Origin of the sequence: Pseudarthrobacter sp. H2 (genome assembly GCF_050157045.1) — a bacterium.
In the GTDB taxonomy this organism is placed as follows: Bacteria; Actinomycetota; Actinomycetes; order Actinomycetales; family Micrococcaceae; genus Arthrobacter.
In genome coordinates, this window is the sequence record NZ_CP189594.1 from 1,826,325 (window position 1) to 1,840,938 (window position 14,614).

At 66.5% G+C, this 14,614-nt stretch carries 14 protein-coding genes; 5 read left to right on the forward strand and 9 right to left on the reverse strand.

Going from position 1 to position 14,614, the window contains the following annotated elements:
- Positions 1–463: 463 nt before the first annotated feature.
- The 4 genes from ACQCSZ_RS08640 to ACQCSZ_RS08655 all read left to right on the forward strand — a co-directional run bounded on the left by ACQCSZ_RS08640 (position 464) and on the right by ACQCSZ_RS08655 (position 3,318).
- Complete coding sequence (locus ACQCSZ_RS08640) at positions 464–904, forward strand: hypothetical protein (protein WP_427007601.1); 441 nt, start codon at positions 464–466, stop codon at positions 902–904.
- Between the two features lie 106 nt (positions 905–1,010).
- Complete coding sequence (locus ACQCSZ_RS08645; RefSeq protein WP_427007602.1) at positions 1,011–1,496, forward strand: hypothetical protein; 486 nt, start codon at positions 1,011–1,013, stop codon at positions 1,494–1,496.
- Complete coding sequence (locus tag ACQCSZ_RS08650) at positions 1,493–2,455, forward strand: hypothetical protein (protein WP_427007603.1); 963 nt, start codon at positions 1,493–1,495, stop codon at positions 2,453–2,455. Before ACQCSZ_RS08645 ends, ACQCSZ_RS08650 begins: the two co-directional genes overlap by 4 nt.
- Positions 2,452–3,318 (forward strand): oxygenase MpaB family protein, encoded by an 867-nt coding sequence (locus ACQCSZ_RS08655; protein ID WP_427007604.1) that lies wholly within the window; start codon positions 2,452–2,454, stop codon positions 3,316–3,318. The genes ACQCSZ_RS08650 and ACQCSZ_RS08655 overlap by 4 nt, the downstream gene beginning before the upstream one ends.
- A gap of 76 nt (positions 3,319–3,394) precedes the next feature.
- Here ACQCSZ_RS08655 and ACQCSZ_RS08660 read toward each other — a convergent pair whose 3' ends face one another.
- Positions 3,395–3,979 carry an HAD-IA family hydrolase gene (locus ACQCSZ_RS08660; protein ID WP_427007605.1) on the reverse strand — a complete coding sequence of 195 codons (585 nt, stop codon included), beginning with the start codon at positions 3,977–3,979 and terminating at the stop codon, positions 3,395–3,397.
- A gap of 37 nt (positions 3,980–4,016) precedes the next feature.
- Between ACQCSZ_RS08660 and ACQCSZ_RS08665 the strand changes: the two genes are divergently transcribed.
- Entirely contained in the window at positions 4,017–5,030 is a 1,014-nt protein-coding gene (locus ACQCSZ_RS08665; protein ID WP_427007606.1) for a LacI family DNA-binding transcriptional regulator, read from the forward strand.
- Here ACQCSZ_RS08665 and ACQCSZ_RS08670 read toward each other — a convergent pair.
- The 8 genes from ACQCSZ_RS08670 to malQ form a co-directional block, all read right to left on the reverse strand.
- Positions 5,023–5,709 (reverse strand): 2'-5' RNA ligase family protein, encoded by a 687-nt coding sequence (locus ACQCSZ_RS08670; RefSeq protein WP_427007607.1) that lies wholly within the window; start codon positions 5,707–5,709, stop codon positions 5,023–5,025. The genes ACQCSZ_RS08665 and ACQCSZ_RS08670 overlap by 8 nt on opposite strands.
- Positions 5,706–7,085 carry an extracellular solute-binding protein gene (locus tag ACQCSZ_RS08675; protein ID WP_427007608.1) on the reverse strand — a complete coding sequence of 460 codons (1,380 nt, stop codon included), beginning with the start codon at positions 7,083–7,085 and terminating at the stop codon, positions 5,706–5,708. The genes ACQCSZ_RS08670 and ACQCSZ_RS08675 overlap by 4 nt, the downstream gene beginning before the upstream one ends.
- Entirely contained in the window at positions 7,082–7,900 is an 819-nt protein-coding gene (locus ACQCSZ_RS08680) for a carbohydrate ABC transporter permease (protein ID WP_427007609.1), read from the reverse strand. Before ACQCSZ_RS08680 ends, ACQCSZ_RS08675 begins: the two co-directional genes overlap by 4 nt.
- Positions 7,897–8,736, reverse strand: a complete 840-nt coding sequence (locus tag ACQCSZ_RS08685) for a carbohydrate ABC transporter permease (protein ID WP_427007610.1) — start codon at positions 8,734–8,736, stop codon at positions 7,897–7,899. The genes ACQCSZ_RS08680 and ACQCSZ_RS08685 overlap by 4 nt, the downstream gene beginning before the upstream one ends.
- 364 nt (positions 8,737–9,100) lie before the next feature.
- Complete coding sequence (locus ACQCSZ_RS08690; protein ID WP_427007611.1) at positions 9,101–9,985, reverse strand: alkaline phosphatase family protein; 885 nt, start codon at positions 9,983–9,985, stop codon at positions 9,101–9,103.
- 123 nt (positions 9,986–10,108) lie between these two features.
- Positions 10,109–11,095 carry a hypothetical protein gene (locus ACQCSZ_RS08695; RefSeq protein ID WP_427007612.1) on the reverse strand — a complete coding sequence of 329 codons (987 nt, stop codon included), beginning with the start codon at positions 11,093–11,095 and terminating at the stop codon, positions 10,109–10,111.
- A gap of 157 nt (positions 11,096–11,252) precedes the next feature.
- Complete coding sequence (locus ACQCSZ_RS08700; protein ID WP_427007613.1) at positions 11,253–12,263, reverse strand: alkaline phosphatase family protein; 1,011 nt, start codon at positions 12,261–12,263, stop codon at positions 11,253–11,255.
- Between the two features lie 74 nt (positions 12,264–12,337).
- Positions 12,338–14,503, reverse strand: a complete 2,166-nt coding sequence (malQ, locus tag ACQCSZ_RS08705; protein WP_427007614.1) for a 4-alpha-glucanotransferase — start codon at positions 14,501–14,503, stop codon at positions 12,338–12,340.
- Positions 14,504–14,614 lie beyond the last annotated feature (111 nt).

Sequence of the window (14,614 nt, forward strand, 5' to 3'; positions counted from 1 at the left end):
CACCGTTCCGGGCAGCGAAGAGCCCCGCTGCTATTGGGGGATGCAACGGGGCTCTTCAGGTATCAACCCTAGCCGGAAAGCCGGAAGACCCAACGCGTGTCGTCTGTGATGTGCATCTCCCCCACGCCGCCGCCGCGGGCTGGTGCTCAACAGCACGGCTGACGGCCCGCCCAGGCGATGGCGGCTACACCGCGATACCGCAGCGCTTTCCGTGGAAAACCGTGGTCCGGCCGGCCCCCAATGATCCGGCCGGACTACGGTGTCTTCGGGTGACGACGCGCCACGGGTCCCGCCTGCCGGACCCCCCGCCCAGCGGAGATGGTGGCAGGAGCCAGCATTCACTGCAACGGACCGGTGATTAGACGTGTCTAATTCCCGAATCCTGAGCGTATGCATAGATATTGGACATGTCCAATCTGGTAGAGTCACAAGTCGTCCACCATCGACACCGAAAGGAACAGGCATGACAAATGTTCCCTCGGGCGACTCCCGGCCAGGTGCGGCTCTGGCCCGGAAGCTGAACCTCCTGCTGGACTCCGCGGAGGCCGAAGGCCGGAAAATCACCTTCAACGACGTCCGCGAGGCCATGGACAGGGCCGGAACTCCCATCTCCCGCGCCCGGTGGCACTACATGCGCGCCGGCTCCGGACCCGAGGTGAAGAAAACTGAGCTCCTCCGGAACCTTGCTGGCTTCTTCGGCGTGAACCGCGGCTACCTGGTGGAGGGCCAGGAGGACCTCCCGCCGAAGGTTGAGGCCCAGCTGGAGCTCCTGGCCACGATGAAAGCAAACAAAGTCCGCAATTTCGCCGCCCGCCAGCTGGACGGGCTGTCGGCCGAGACGCTCCTGCAGATCCGGGACCTCATCGACGAACACCTGGCCGGCACTCATGGAACCGGAGTCTGAGCAGGTCATTTGACCGCCGACGCCCCCGCCGCTCTGCTACGCTCAAACCGTGGATGGTGGCGGCTCCACGCTCACTTAAAGTAAAAGAGCCGAGGATTCCCGCCATATGTACTACCGTGCCGCCCGAGAACGGGCCCGGGCTGCAGAAGAGCAGCTGAATCTGCTGGAACCCGTGTCCCTGCGGTCCGTCCAGTCCCATCTCGAGACGGCCAGCGGACGCAAAATCGTCATCAAGCCCATGGACAGCACTCCGACAGACAAGGTCTGCGGTCTGTGGTTCGGCCTCGACAGCATGGATCTCATCTTTCACGCGCCGGCCGCGTCCGAGGTGCACCGCCAGCAGATCATCCTCCACGAATTCGCCCACATGATCCTCCGCCATGAGCAGGAGGTCGTGAGTCATGACTACGCCAAGGTATTCTTCCCGGATCTGGACCCGGGGCGGGTCATCACGGCCCTGAAGCGCACTGACTTCCAGGACGAGTTCGAGGTGACCGCAGAACTCCTCGCGGACTGCCTCGCCTCCCGGATCCGCCGGTCTCTTGAGCGTCCTGACGGACAGCCCGGAAAGTTCGGGGCGGTATTCGGATGATGCACTTCCTCATGGCGGGGGCCCTGTTCCTGCTTGCCCTTGCCCGCGTCCCGGCCGTAGCCCGAAACGGCAAGGACCCGGTGTTCCTTGCCGCGATGTTCGCCGGTTCATCATCCCTGTTAGGCAACCCCGGCGTGTATCTCTTCACGGATGCCCTGCTGGGCGGGACAAACCTGGCCAAGCTGGCCGTGAACACCTTCATGATCGTCGGCCTCTGGTTCCTGCGCACCGCCGTCGTCAACGCGATCTCCCCGGAAGCCGACAAGCGGGCTGCGTGGATCCGCTGCCTGCCGGTGGCCGTCACGCTGGTACTCCAGGCTGCCTTCTTCTTCCTCACCGGGCCCATGCCGTCGACAGCGACCTGGGGCGAATACCACCGGTTCCCGTTTGCCGCGCCCTTCTCGCTGATGATGATCGCCTTCATCGGGTGGTCCTGCGGCGAGATCGCCTGGGCATGCTGCCGGTTCGTACCCCGGATGAGGCAGTCCTTCCGGATCGGATTCTCCATGGTCGGTCTGGGCTCCGTTATCAGCGTCGTGACGATGGTGCTTATGGCCCTGGGCATCCTCAGCCATGCGTTCCCGCAGCTGACACCACTCCACGGGGCAGCGAATGCCCCGTTCCAAATGCTGGAGATGTTCGCCATCGTGCTTGTCGGTGTGGGCCTGACCATCCCCGCCGTAGCCGGACGCGCCGCCCGCAGGCTTGCTTCGCTCCGCATGCTGCGGACCATCGCGAAGATTGAACCCATCCGGGTCAAGGCCCTGAAGAATGCTGACATGGCGAGGCTGCTCGAGACCGACGCCGCCGCGCGCCCGCAGGAGCGCCTGCACCGCATGATCGTGGAAATCTGGGACGCCGAGCTGGCCGCCGGCGCGGCGCGGTCCGCGCTGACCGACGGCGACCGGGCCTACCTGCTCACCGTCGAGTCGGATCTCAATCTGGAGCGGACATCGTGAACCCGGGCCTCGGCGGCCGGATCCTTTCAGGCCTGGCCCATCCGACCCGGAAGAGCCTGCCGGCGGGTGCGGACCCCTACGCGATCTACCGGACCATGGTCCTGTATGACTTCCAGAAGGAGATCCACGCGGGCTTCTTCGTCTCTTACTACCGGAACTTCGCCATCCCCTCGATCGCCCGGACCCTTGCCGACCGCGGCGAAATGCGGGAGCGCCCCATGAAGCGCTCCTACGACACCGGCATCGTCATCCACGAGATCATCGCCAACGGGTTCGACAGCGACCGCGGCCAGGCCATGACCGCCCTCCTGCGCCGGGTGCACCAGGGAGTTCCGGGCAGCAGCGAGGACTTCCTCTACGTGCTCATGACACTGCTTGTCCTGCCGCTGCGCTGGGTCGACCAGCACGGCTGGCGGAAGCTGACCGCCCTTGAGGAGGAAGCCGCCGTGGCGTTCTACGCCGAGCTTGGCCGCCGGATGGGTCTTGACCCGGCCCCGCCGACCCTTGCGGCCGCGGGCCGCTTCCTGGACGACTACGAGGAACGGTGGCTCGGGCCCAGCCCGGAGGGCAGCTCGCTGCTTGGCGCGACCGTGGAGGCACTGAAGGTGCGCCTGCACCGGTTCCTGCGCCCGCTGACCCCGGTAGTTCTTGCCCTCATGATGGACAAGCCCCGCGTGGCAGCGGCCCTCGGGCTCAAACCGTCGCCGGCCTGGCTGCGGCTCGTCTTCAACGCCGTGCTGCGGTTCCGGGCTGTTCGAGCGTCCATGCGCCCGCTCCCGACACAGCCTTCGTTCGTGCCGGGGAAGACCGGGACATCGGTCTACCCGGATGGCTACACGCTGGACCAGATCGGGCCCCGCTGACCGGCACACCAGGGCGGCCGGTGGCGGCTCCGGCCGGGACCGGGAAATTTGCCCGTCGGTCACGCGGCGGTATTTCCTAAAGGGCCAGCGCGGCCACGTCGGCGCCCGGCCAAAGCGTTGCCCTTAGTCCAAGCCGGAGGGCCGATTCCACGTTCTCGGGGCGGTCGTCGAAGAAGACGATGCGCTCCGGCGCGGACTGCAGCGCCGCCAGGGCTGCCAGGTACGACTCCGCAGCGGGTTTGGAGGCTCCGATCTCGCTGGAGAACAGCAGCACGTCAAATTCCGCGCCCAGCGTGGATGCCCTCATGGCCGCCGCCAGCTCAACGGGTGCGTTGGAAAGGATCGCCAGCCGGTACCCGGCCGAGCGGAGCCCGTGGACCAGCCTCGTGACAGCTTCGGACGGGGCTACCCATCTCCGGCACTCGGCTGCCACCAGCCGCAGCACCGTCTCCGTCGGAACGGGTCCCGGACGGAGATCGGCGGCAACGGCCCCCCAGAATTCGCTGGCACTGCCGCCGGCGTCGTAGGCGGCCCGGTTCCGTTCGAATGCTGTCCGGAGTGCGCCATCATCCGCCGTGTCCAGGATTGTGGCGAACTCGTCAAAATCCAGCGGGGCGTCTATCAGTACGCCTCCGACATCGAACAATACCCATTGATCCATTTACGTTCTCCTGTCGTTTTCGTGCTAACAAGTAGTCATGCCTGAGAATCGATTGCCGACCATCATTGATGTGGCCCGCCATGCAGGTGTCTCAAAATCCGTCGTCTCCCGTGTGCTCAGCGGCAACGGCGCGGCGAGCCCGGCTGCCCGGGCCCAGGTTCTGGTCTCGGCCCACGAACTGGGGTACCGGGTCAATGTTGCCGCGCAGACGCTTGTCTCGGGACGGACGCGCACCGTGGGTGTGCTGCTGCGGCGATCCACCTCGCCGTTCTACGCACAGCTCATGTCCGAGCTCCAGTCCGCCGCGAATCTGGACGACTACCGCATGGTGGCCGTCACCGGAAACCTGGACGAAGCCAGCGAACAGCGCGCGCTGGAAACCCTGCTGGAGCTCAGGGTCGGGGGCCTGGTCATCGGCAGCGGAACCCTGCCCAACGAAGCGATCGCCGCCGTTGCCGCCCGGCTGCCGTCCGTCGCGATCGGGCGCGATGCGCCCGGCACCGGGGCGGACGTCGTCCGTTTTGATGCGGAACGCACCGCACTGGAGGCTGTCCGCCTGCTGTCCGCCACAGGCCACCGGCGGATCCTGCTCTTCGACTCAACGTCAAGCTACTCCGCGCTGCCCAGGCGCACGGCTTTTCTCGATGCTGCTGCGGCGGCAGGAATCCGGACGGATCTGGTGGAGACCGGCTATGACTTCGGACCCAGTCTGCAGGCCGCGTCCGAAGCCATCCCCCGGTTGTGCGGACCGGGCGCCGCGACGGCCGTCGTTGCCCTGAGCCAGGAGGCGGCGCTGGCGGCTGTGGCGGCAGCCGAGTCGAGCGGACTGGCAGTTCCAGCCGCGCTGACCGTCCTGGCACTGGACATGAATGAATCCGTTGTGCCGCTGCGGTGGGATCTCACGGGCTATGTGACGGATGTCCGTGGGATTGCCCGCCTCACCTGGGCCGCGCTGACCCGGCGCTTCGCGGATCCGGCTGCGGCCCCGGAAACCAGGCTGGCCCCGCTGAGCTTCCATGCCGGAGCCACAGCGGGCACAGCCGTCAGCTGAGTGCCCAGCTGCGGATGACTTCCCAGTCCATGGTCTCCCAATAGTCTCCCGACCAGTTGTCCGAGTTGAACCGGTACAGGGTCACGGTGTCCCCGCGGTAGCTCGCGGGCCCGTCGAGCCCGAGCGGGGCCAGGTAGTCCAGCACTTCCCGGACCAGTTCCGGGTTGCGGGACCCGTCGTGCCCCAGGACCGTCACGTGTCCCTGGAACGTGTGTCCGCCTTCCAGCCTCCGCTGCGCCATGCGCCGGTCCGACGCCGGGAAGACGCGGACGCGCGAAATGCCGTCGAAGAGCCGTCCGACCAGGGCATGGAGCCCGGTGTTGATACCCCCGTGCCCGTCGCCGTCCACCTGGTAGCCGATGGAGGTTCCGAACTGCAGGCCCAGCCCGGAGTTGTGGATGGCCAGGGCCGGGGCCCCCTCCAGAACGCCGTTCAGCACGGCCACGAGGCCGTCTTCGCCGTGTGCGGGATCGACGGCGAAATTGCCCACGAGCGTCATATGAGGCGGGTAGGCGGCCGCTGCCGTGAAGCCGAACTGGCGGGTGACGACGTCGTACGCGGCAAGGGCCGCACTGCCCAGCTCGGCCGACGGCCGAAGAAAAACGCCATACCGGTAGGGGTCCGCGAATTCCTCCACCATCTCCGGCACCTCCACGGCTCCTGCCGTTGCGGCCGTCATTTTCCGGCCCGCATGTTGTAGGACTCGATGGCTTCCTTCGCCTTGGTTTCAGCCTGATTGAAGGCGGCCTCGGCCGGTGCGCCGGCCGCAATCTGTTCGAGCACCGGCTGCAGTTCCAGCCGGGTGCTGTTCAAGGCGCCGCTGTGGCATCCCGCGGTGACCGTGTTGGACTTGGTGCCGGCCACCTGGTCAAGGAGCACCTGCTGTGCCGGGGTTGCCGAGCTCGCCGCTGACGCCTGGGCATCCGTGGACGCGGGCAGGAAGCCGGATCCCTGGAAGCTGGCCACCTGGCTTTCCGGGGATGCAAGGAACGCCGCAAACCGGGCAGCGGCCCGCTGTTTGGCCCCGCTCTTGTCCTTGCCTACGATCCACAGCGAGTTGCCGCCGGGAACGCTGCCGCCCTTGCCGGCATCATCCACCGGGAACGGCGCCGTAATAATGTCGGCCCCCTTGGCCTTGGCCACGTTGCCCAGGGTGCCCGATGATGCCAGCAGCATGGCAGCGCTGCCGCCCGTGAAGGCGTTCTGCGCTGCAGTGCCGTCCTTGCCCACATTGAAGATGGCCTTCGAGCCGTAGAGTTCCTGGATCTTGTTCCACACGCCCAGCTGGCTGGGCTCGGTGTAGCGGATGGCATCCACCTTTGAGCTCTTGGTGCCGTTCTCCGGGGTGCAGTATTCGACGCCGGCACTGGCGGCAAACTGTTCGTTCCACCAGGGGTTGAGGTGGAACGTCAGTCCCGATACCCCGGTCTTGTCCTTGATGGTCTGCGCCCAGCTGAACAGCTCGGCCGTGGTGGCAGGCAGCCGGTTGGTATCAAGCCCGGCCTTCTTGATGAGCTCCGGGTTGAAGTACACCATGGGCTGGGAGACCTGGAAGGGAACGGACCACAGCTTGCCGTCGATCGTGTAGTAGTTTTTCACGGCCGGAGACAGCTTGTCCGCCGCGTAAGGCACCTGGTAGGCGGCGATGGCATCCTGTGCCGGCGTGACGAGGCCCGAATCCACCATGAACATGGTGTTGACGTCGCTGGCCTGCATGAGGTCCGGCGTTCCTCCCGAGGTCACGGCGTTGGTGAACTTGGAGATGGCGTCCTCGTAGCTGCCCTGGTAGACCGCCTTGACGGTGACGCCGTCGTCGTTTCCGGCGTTGTACTTCGCCACGAGGTCGTCGACCACCTTGGCAGCGGCACCTGACGCCGAATGCCAGAAGCTGATTTCGACGGGTCCGTCGCTGGCTGCGGGGGCGGACGCGGCGGGGGTCCCGGCACCGGGTCCACTCCCCGTGCCGCAGCCGGCCACGGCGAGGGCTACTGCGGCGAGCACCGCGGCCGCGGCTGCCCGGCGTCTGGGCTGGTTGTGCCTGGTTTTGAAGTTCATCGACCTGCTCCTTGGGTAAGTCCTTTTGCGAGGAATTTTTGTCCGAAAATGACGAGAAGAATTGTTGGAATTGAAACGAGCATGAGGCCGGCCAGGACGGATCCGACGTCAACGCTGGCTTCATCGGCGAGGCTGGACACTCCGACCTGGATGGTTCGGACCTCCGGTGATTCGGTGACGATCAGCGGCCACATATATCCGTTCCAAGCCGCGATCGCACTGGTCAGGGCGACCGTCATGATGGCCGGCCGGCACAGCGGGAGCAGAAAGCGGAACAGGAACCCGAGGGGCGAGCATCCGTCCAGGACGGCGGCTTCGTGGATCTCCTTGGGGAAATTGAGGAACGCCTGGCGCAGCAGGAAAATCGCGTAGCCGGAGGCACCGAACGGCAGGAATACCGCCACGAGGGTATCGAACAGGCCGGCGGAGCGGATGGTCAGGTAGTTGGCGACCACATTCGTCTCTCCCGGAATCATGAGGGTCACCAGGAAGATGCCGAACCACAGCCCGGGGCGCTTCAGCTGGCCGAAGACCAGGGCGTAGGCCGCAAGCATGGCTGTCAGGAGCTGAAGGCCTGTCTGGGCCAGCGTCACCAGTGCCGAGTTGAGGCCCTGTTTCAGCAGCGGTGCACGATCAAGTGCCGTGGCGAAGTTTTCCAGACCCCATTTCCCTTGGCCTGCGTTACCGGCGGCAGGGACAGTATGGAAGGCGCCGGCAGCGGCGTAGGCCACCGGGAACACCACGAGGATCGCGATGATGACGACATACGTGTACAGCGCAATCCGGGGCGCCGCCTTGAAGGGTGCCGTCTTCATGAGTAATTGACCTTCTTCTCCAGGACACGGAACTGAACGATCGAAATCGCCAGGATGATCAGCAGCAGCACGACGCCGCGCGCCGAGGAGGCACCATAGTCGGCCGTTCCGCCGCCAAAGGCAGTGCGGTAGATGTCGATCACGAGTGTGTGCGTGGCGTTGGCGGGCCCGCCGCCCGTGAGGATCTGGATGGCAGTGAACTCGCGCAGCCCGCTGATGGACTGGGTCACCACAATGAAGAAAAGCGTGGGGCTGATCAGTGGAAGCGTGATGTGGCAGGCCTTGCGGACCGGACCGGCCCCGTCCAGGCTTGCCGCCTCCAGCACGTCCTCAGGCACGCCATCCAGCGCGGCCAGCAGCAGCAGCACCGTGAATCCGATGCCGGTCCACGCATCCAGGGCGACCACGGACACCATGGCCATGTCCGGACTGGTCAGCCAGCCGACTTCCGCGCCGCCAAGAAAGGACGCGACCCGGTCTCCAGCCCCGAGCTGCGGCTGGTAAATCGCTTTGAAGATGAGTCCCGCTACTGCCACCGAGACGGCCATGGGCACCAGCACCGCAGCCCTGAGGATCCCGGTGCCGCGCAATCGCTGCGCCAGGGGAAGCGCGATCGCCAGCCCGATGACAAGCTTGGCAGCCACCGATGCAACGGTGAATACCAGCGTCACCCAGAGCGTGTGCTGGAAATCCGCGGACGCGAACATCACCGCGTAGTTTTTCAGGCCCACAAAGCCGGTGGCCTGACCGAAGATGTTGGTGCCCTGGGTAGACATGTAGATGGTGCGCAACAACGGCCAGTAGTCGAAGGCGAGAACGAAGGCCAGCGCAGGCACCAGGCACAGGACCGGCCACAGCTGGCGGCGCCTGCCGCGGACTGCCGCAGGTCCGGCATCTTGCGGCCTCCGCGCCTCGCCTCGCGCCGCCCCCCGCCCCGGGCCGGAGGCCGGACCGTGCTCTCGGGCACGGAGTTGAACGGTAGTTGATTCAGAAGACATCAGAAATCCATCAGAATTGGGAACGTTCCCAAGTGTTGGGAACAGCATCCACAATGACAGCCGCCCACTCACCATTTCAACCGGAAACGACCACGCTGAGGGGATTTAATCCACTGTTCATCTCTTGGATGGCAACCGCTTGCCTAGTGCCCGGTCCGGATCCCGGAATCCTGCCGCGCCCGCCCGATCCTGTGCGGAGGGGCTACTTCAGCAGATCGGCCATGACCGGGGCGCTTCTGTCGTTCTCGGTCAGGGGCGGCAACCCCCAGACGTTTTCGATCGTGTGCAGCAACGAATAGTGGTTGTATGGTGCATCGGATCGGACGGCTGTCCGCGCCGCCGGACCGGCAAATATCGTGAGGGACTGGTTGGTGGAGTCGTCGCCCTCGTCCCACGTAATGACCAGGAGCGAGTTCTGCGTCGTAAAGGCCGGGGACCCGAGGATTTTCGGGACCTCCCGGGACAACCAATCATCCCCCGTCCTCACCGGGCAGTCGTGCATGTCGTTGCACAGGTCCGGACTGATGAGCACGAAACTGGGAAGGGTCGAAGCGGATTTCAGGTCCGCCTCCAGTTGCGTAAACGGCACCACATGGGCGGCGCAGGAGCCCTGGTCCGCAGTGACACCGGGGTAGTACATGAAGGGGTTGTGCCGCACCGCGTACCGTCCGGAGTTCTCTGCCCGGCAGGGCGCAGGCATGCCTTCGGCATAGCTTTTCCAGCTTCGTCCGGACTGTGTCACTGCCTCGGCGATGCTCTTCACATTTGCTGTGCAACCGGAGTCCTTGGGGCTGCAGTCACCCGTGATGCCCGCGGTGGTGCCGCCGGTCAGAGCCAGATAATTCGGCAGGCTTGGATGCGTAATTCCAGCGTAGTTGGCGGCCAGGGCGTATTCGTTGGCCAGCTTGTTGAGGTACGGGGCGGAACTTCCGCCGAGAATACTGCTGGCGGGTTTGTTCTCCTCGACGATGATCACGACATGATCGATCGCGCCTGTGCCTTGCGCGGCCGGCGGCGAACCGCACCCCGCCAGGAGCCAGCCAACGGCGATGCATCCAATGACAGAGCGGCTGCCTAATCGCCTCATCCGCCCATGTTAGCGCGGGGGCAACATATCCAGAACGTCATGGCGGTTCCCGCGCCGGACACGCCCGTCTCCACGGGATAGCGGAGGCCGGGTGGTTCAGCCCCGTTGTCCTGCACGTGCCGGCTACCGGTACGCCACGCGCTGGATCTGCAGCACCTCGGGGCCTGGCACCACGTTCGCCTTGACCCATTCGTTCACGCCGGCTGCACCTTTGACGGTCACCCGGGTGAGGTTCGGCACGCTCCCCGACACACCGTAGAAGGACAGCCATTTTGAACTCGTCAGCGGCCGGTCCTGCACGAAACTATGGGTGTCGCCGTTGAACAGGAACACGGGGCGCTGGAAGCTCTTGCTTTCGCTCGCGATGGTGCGCACGATGCTTTGGAACGCGTTGCGGTAGCCCGCATTCTGGGTGCCCGGTGCAAACATGTCGGCCTGGGTCATCAGGACGACGGCGCGGCTGTTGGCCGCCTTTGCCGAGGCGAACACGCTGCGGATCTGGGCGGCGTCGGCGGCCACCCGCTCGGTTACCTCGGTAACCTGGGCGGTGGTCGCCTTCGTGAAGCCCAACCCGTTCCAGGGCCGCAGATCGTTTTCCGAACCGACAACGTGCAGCGTGGCAACGGTCAGCCCGCCGGCGGCGAAGGACACGTTCTCCTTGTAGCCCGACTGCGCCGTCACGGACAGCTTGTTCTGCCCCAGGGTCCGTCCGGCGGTGGGGAAGAAGACGGAGCGGACGGCGGACAACCGTTCCAGGGGATTCGCTTTGCCGACGCTCGCCCGGTGGCAGTCGGCCCATTCGTTGTCCCCCGGGGTGTAGACGAGCGGGTCCACAAACGTCTCGAAGTTCGCCAGGATCTTCTGGTAGTAGCTCGTGGCGCAGTTGCCCGTGCCGATGTCACCCAGATGGCCGACCATGCGCACATCAGGGTCCGCGTTGATCTGCTTGATTTTCCCGGGAAACAGACCCAGTTCCGTGCTGCCGTAGGGAAGATCGCCGATCACCGCGAAGCTGTAACTCGTGGCGGCGCCGGCATTGCCGGCCACACTTCCCGAAATGCCGACAGCAAGGACCAGGCCGGCCCCCACCAAGCGTGCAGTTGTTTTCATCTGACTTCTCCCATGGCACCGGACGGGCGTCCGCAGCGGAGGCTGCTGGCGCTTTGCCGGTCAGGGTAGCGCGAAGGTTCCGCCAGGGAACGAGTAGCCGCTACTTGGGCGTGCCAGGGGGTGCACGTGGAGCAATCCGTCGATTGGGACTGGCCGGCTATTTGAGGAGTCCGGCCATGCTGGGAGCGTTCCTGTCGTTGCCCGTCAGCGGCTGCAGCCCCCAGGCTTCCTCGATCGTGTGGAGCAATGAGTAGTGGGTGTACGCCGCATCGGAGGTGTACCCGTTCCTGGCCGCCGGCCCGGCGAAGACCGTGGCCACCCGGTTGTCGCCGTCGCTGCCCTCGTCCCACGTGACCACCAGCAGGGAGTTCCGGGTGGTGAACGCCGGCGAGCCGAGGATCCTGGGGACCAGCCGGGCGAGCCACTCGTCTCCCGTCCGGATCGGGCAGTCGTGGGTGTCGTTGCACAGGTCCGGGCTGATGAAGAGGTAGTTCGGAAGGCTGGACGCGGACGCCAGGTCCTGGTCCAGCTGGGTGAGCGGCACGACGTGCGCGGCGCAGGAGTTCTTGTCCGCCGTGACCGAGGGGTAATACATGAACGGGTTGTGCCTGACCGCGTACCGCCCGGAGTTCTCCGCAGAGCACGGCGCAGGCATGCCCTCGGCGTACATTTTCCAGCTCCGGCCGGACTCCGAGACCTCATCGGCGATGCTGCGCACGTCGGCCCGGCATTCCTTTGGCTTGCAGTTGCTGGTGATCCCGGCGTTGGTTCCGCTGGTCAGCGCGAGGTAGTTGGGCAGACTCGGGTGCATGATTGCCTGGTAATTGGTGGCCACCGCATATTCGTCCGCCAGCTTGTTGAAATAGGCGGCGTCGCCGGAACCCATGATCTGCGAGGAGGGCTTGTTTTCCTGGACGATGATGACGATGTGTTCGATCCCGCCGCTGTTCCCCGGGGCGGAAGCAGCGGGCGGCGGCGGCTGGCTGGAAGGCGGCGACGGCGGCTGGGTCGGGGCCGGGGGCGACGGCGGCTGGCTGGAAACCGAGGGCGGCGGCGTCTGCGCCGGGGACGACGCCGGCTGGGTGGGGGCCGGTGGTGGCGTGCAGCCCGCAAGCAATAGGGCCAGCGCAAAGCCGGCAGCAAGAGGGCGTGTGCCGATTGGCATCATCGGATCATGGTAGCGGCAGGAGCCATGGCAGGCCATGGCTCCCGCGAAGTTCGTCGTCGGCTCCCCCGCCTCCCTCAGGCCTCCGGATGCAGGGCATGCCGGACAGTCCCGACGAGGGAATGGAAACCCGGGTCGGCAGCCAGCTCGTCAATGAGGACCGTGCCGTTGGGCCCGGCCAGCGGAATGCACCAGTTCGGGTACTGCGTGCTCGTCCCGGGCTGGTTCTGGGTCCGGGTCTCGCCGACGGCATCCACGAGGGCCACGCCCAGCAGGGACGACGGCGACAGCGCGGTGAACGCGTACAGTGCCCCGACGGTGGCCTGCACATCTGTGAGGCCATCCGGGCTCCCGGCCGGCAGCAGCCCGCGCTGCCGCACCAGGGCCAGCACCGCTTCCTGCTCGGCGGCAGCCGCGGCGCGTTCCTCCTCCACCGGGCGCTGCAGCAGCCCCAGCGACTCGCGCAGGGTCACGTGTTCGCCGGCCAGATAGCCCGCCGTCGGCGGCAGATCGTGGGTGTTGACGCTGGTGAGACACTGCTGGCGGTACTGTTCCGGCGGAATCGGTCCGCCGGCGTCGTGCTCGAACCAGAGGATCGAGGTGCCGAAGATCCCCCGCTCGGCGAGATAGTCACGGACCCAGGGCTCGAACACGCCCAGGTCCTCGCCGATCACGACCGCCCCGGCGCGTTGTGCCTCCAGTGCAAGGATGCCGATGAGCGCCTCGTGGTCGTAGTAGACGTAGGTGCCGTCCTCCGGGCCCGCCCCCGCCGGAATCCACCACAGCCGGAACAGGCCCAGGATGTGGTCCACCCGGATGCCGCCGGCATGGCGGAGCACGGTCCGCAGCATGTCGCGGTAGGCGGCATAGCCGGATTCGGCGAGCCGCGCGGGGTGCCAAGGCGGCTGGGTCCAGTTCTGGCCCTGCTGGTTGAACACGTCCGGCGGTGCCCCCACCGTGACGCCCCGCGCGAGCACACCGTCGAGCGTCCACGCGTCCGAGCCTCCCAGCTTCACCCCGACGGCGAGGTCGTGGATGACGCCGATCTCCATGCCGGCCTGCCGTGCCGCGCGCTGCGCCGCCTCCAGCTGCTGGTCGCAGTTCCACTGCAGCCAGCGGTGGAACTCGATCCGTCCGGCGAGCCGGATCCGCTGTTCCGCGCAGTACGGTGTTCCCGGATCAGCCGCCTCCCCCGCCCACTCCGGGGCCGACGGCGCCAGCCGTTCGGCGAGCGCGCACCAGAGGGCGAAGTCGTCCATTCCCTGCCCCTGATCCGTGCAGAAGTCCGCGAACTGGCGTGCGCGGGCCGGGCTGCGCCGGACCGTGAACACCAGTTCCAGGGCGGCGAGCTTCGCGTCGTAGCTGGCATTGCGGTCCAGCAGCCCGGCGGAGCGGTTGGCCGTGTGCAGCCGCCCGGCGTGCCGTTCCACCTCGGCCAGCCCCGCCGCGTCCAGGTATCCGTATTCGGGAATCTCCTCCACCCGGAGGTACAGCGGGTTGAAGAACCGCCTCGTGGTGGGCAGGTACGGGGAATTCTCGACCGGCGGCCGGGGTTCGGCGGCGTGCAGCGGATTGACGAGGAGGAAACCGGCACCCTCCCGGCCCGAAACCGTGGCGAGGTCGGCGAGGTCGGCGAAGTCGCCGATCCCCCAGGAGCGCGAGGACCGCACGGAGTAGAGCTGCGCCGTCAGCCCCCAGTTCCGCCGCCCCGCCAGCAGCCCGGTGGTATGCAGCCGCTGCGGCGTGACCACGAGCGGACACTCGGCCGTGGCGCCGTCCGCGTCCGCAACCAGGGTGTGCCAGCCGAGGGCCAGGTGGTCCGGGACGGCGAACGTCGCGCGGCCGGTAAGGACGCCGTCGACGTCGACCGGACCGTCCCCGTTGTCGCGTCGGACCGCGTCGTGCCTGCTGCCGTCCTCGGCCACGATCCAGACGCTGACCGGACTGCCGTGCGGCACGTGGACGTCGACGTGGACTTCCTGCCCTTCCCGTCCGACGACGACCGGCGGCAGGATGCGCCGCCACGGCGCGATCCGGGTCTCGCCCAGCGAGCGCTGCAGTTCGTCGGGCCCGTTCGCCGGGACCCCGAGGGCCGCGAGGACTCCGTACAGGGTGGTGCCGGACACGGCGCGTTCGACGCCGTCCCAGCCGCGGAACGCTGTCCCGATGCCGTGGGCTGCTGCCAGTTCCCGGAGCAGCTGGTCTTCGATGGTCTCGTTTTCGTGGTTCGTAGCGTCCGCCATGGCCCCACTGTAGACGCTGACCCCTGCCGTTTCGACGCGGCAGGCCGTCCGCGCTAGCCTTGCAGCCTATGGTTGACGTCGAACGGTTCCGGATACTCCTTCCCGAGGAGC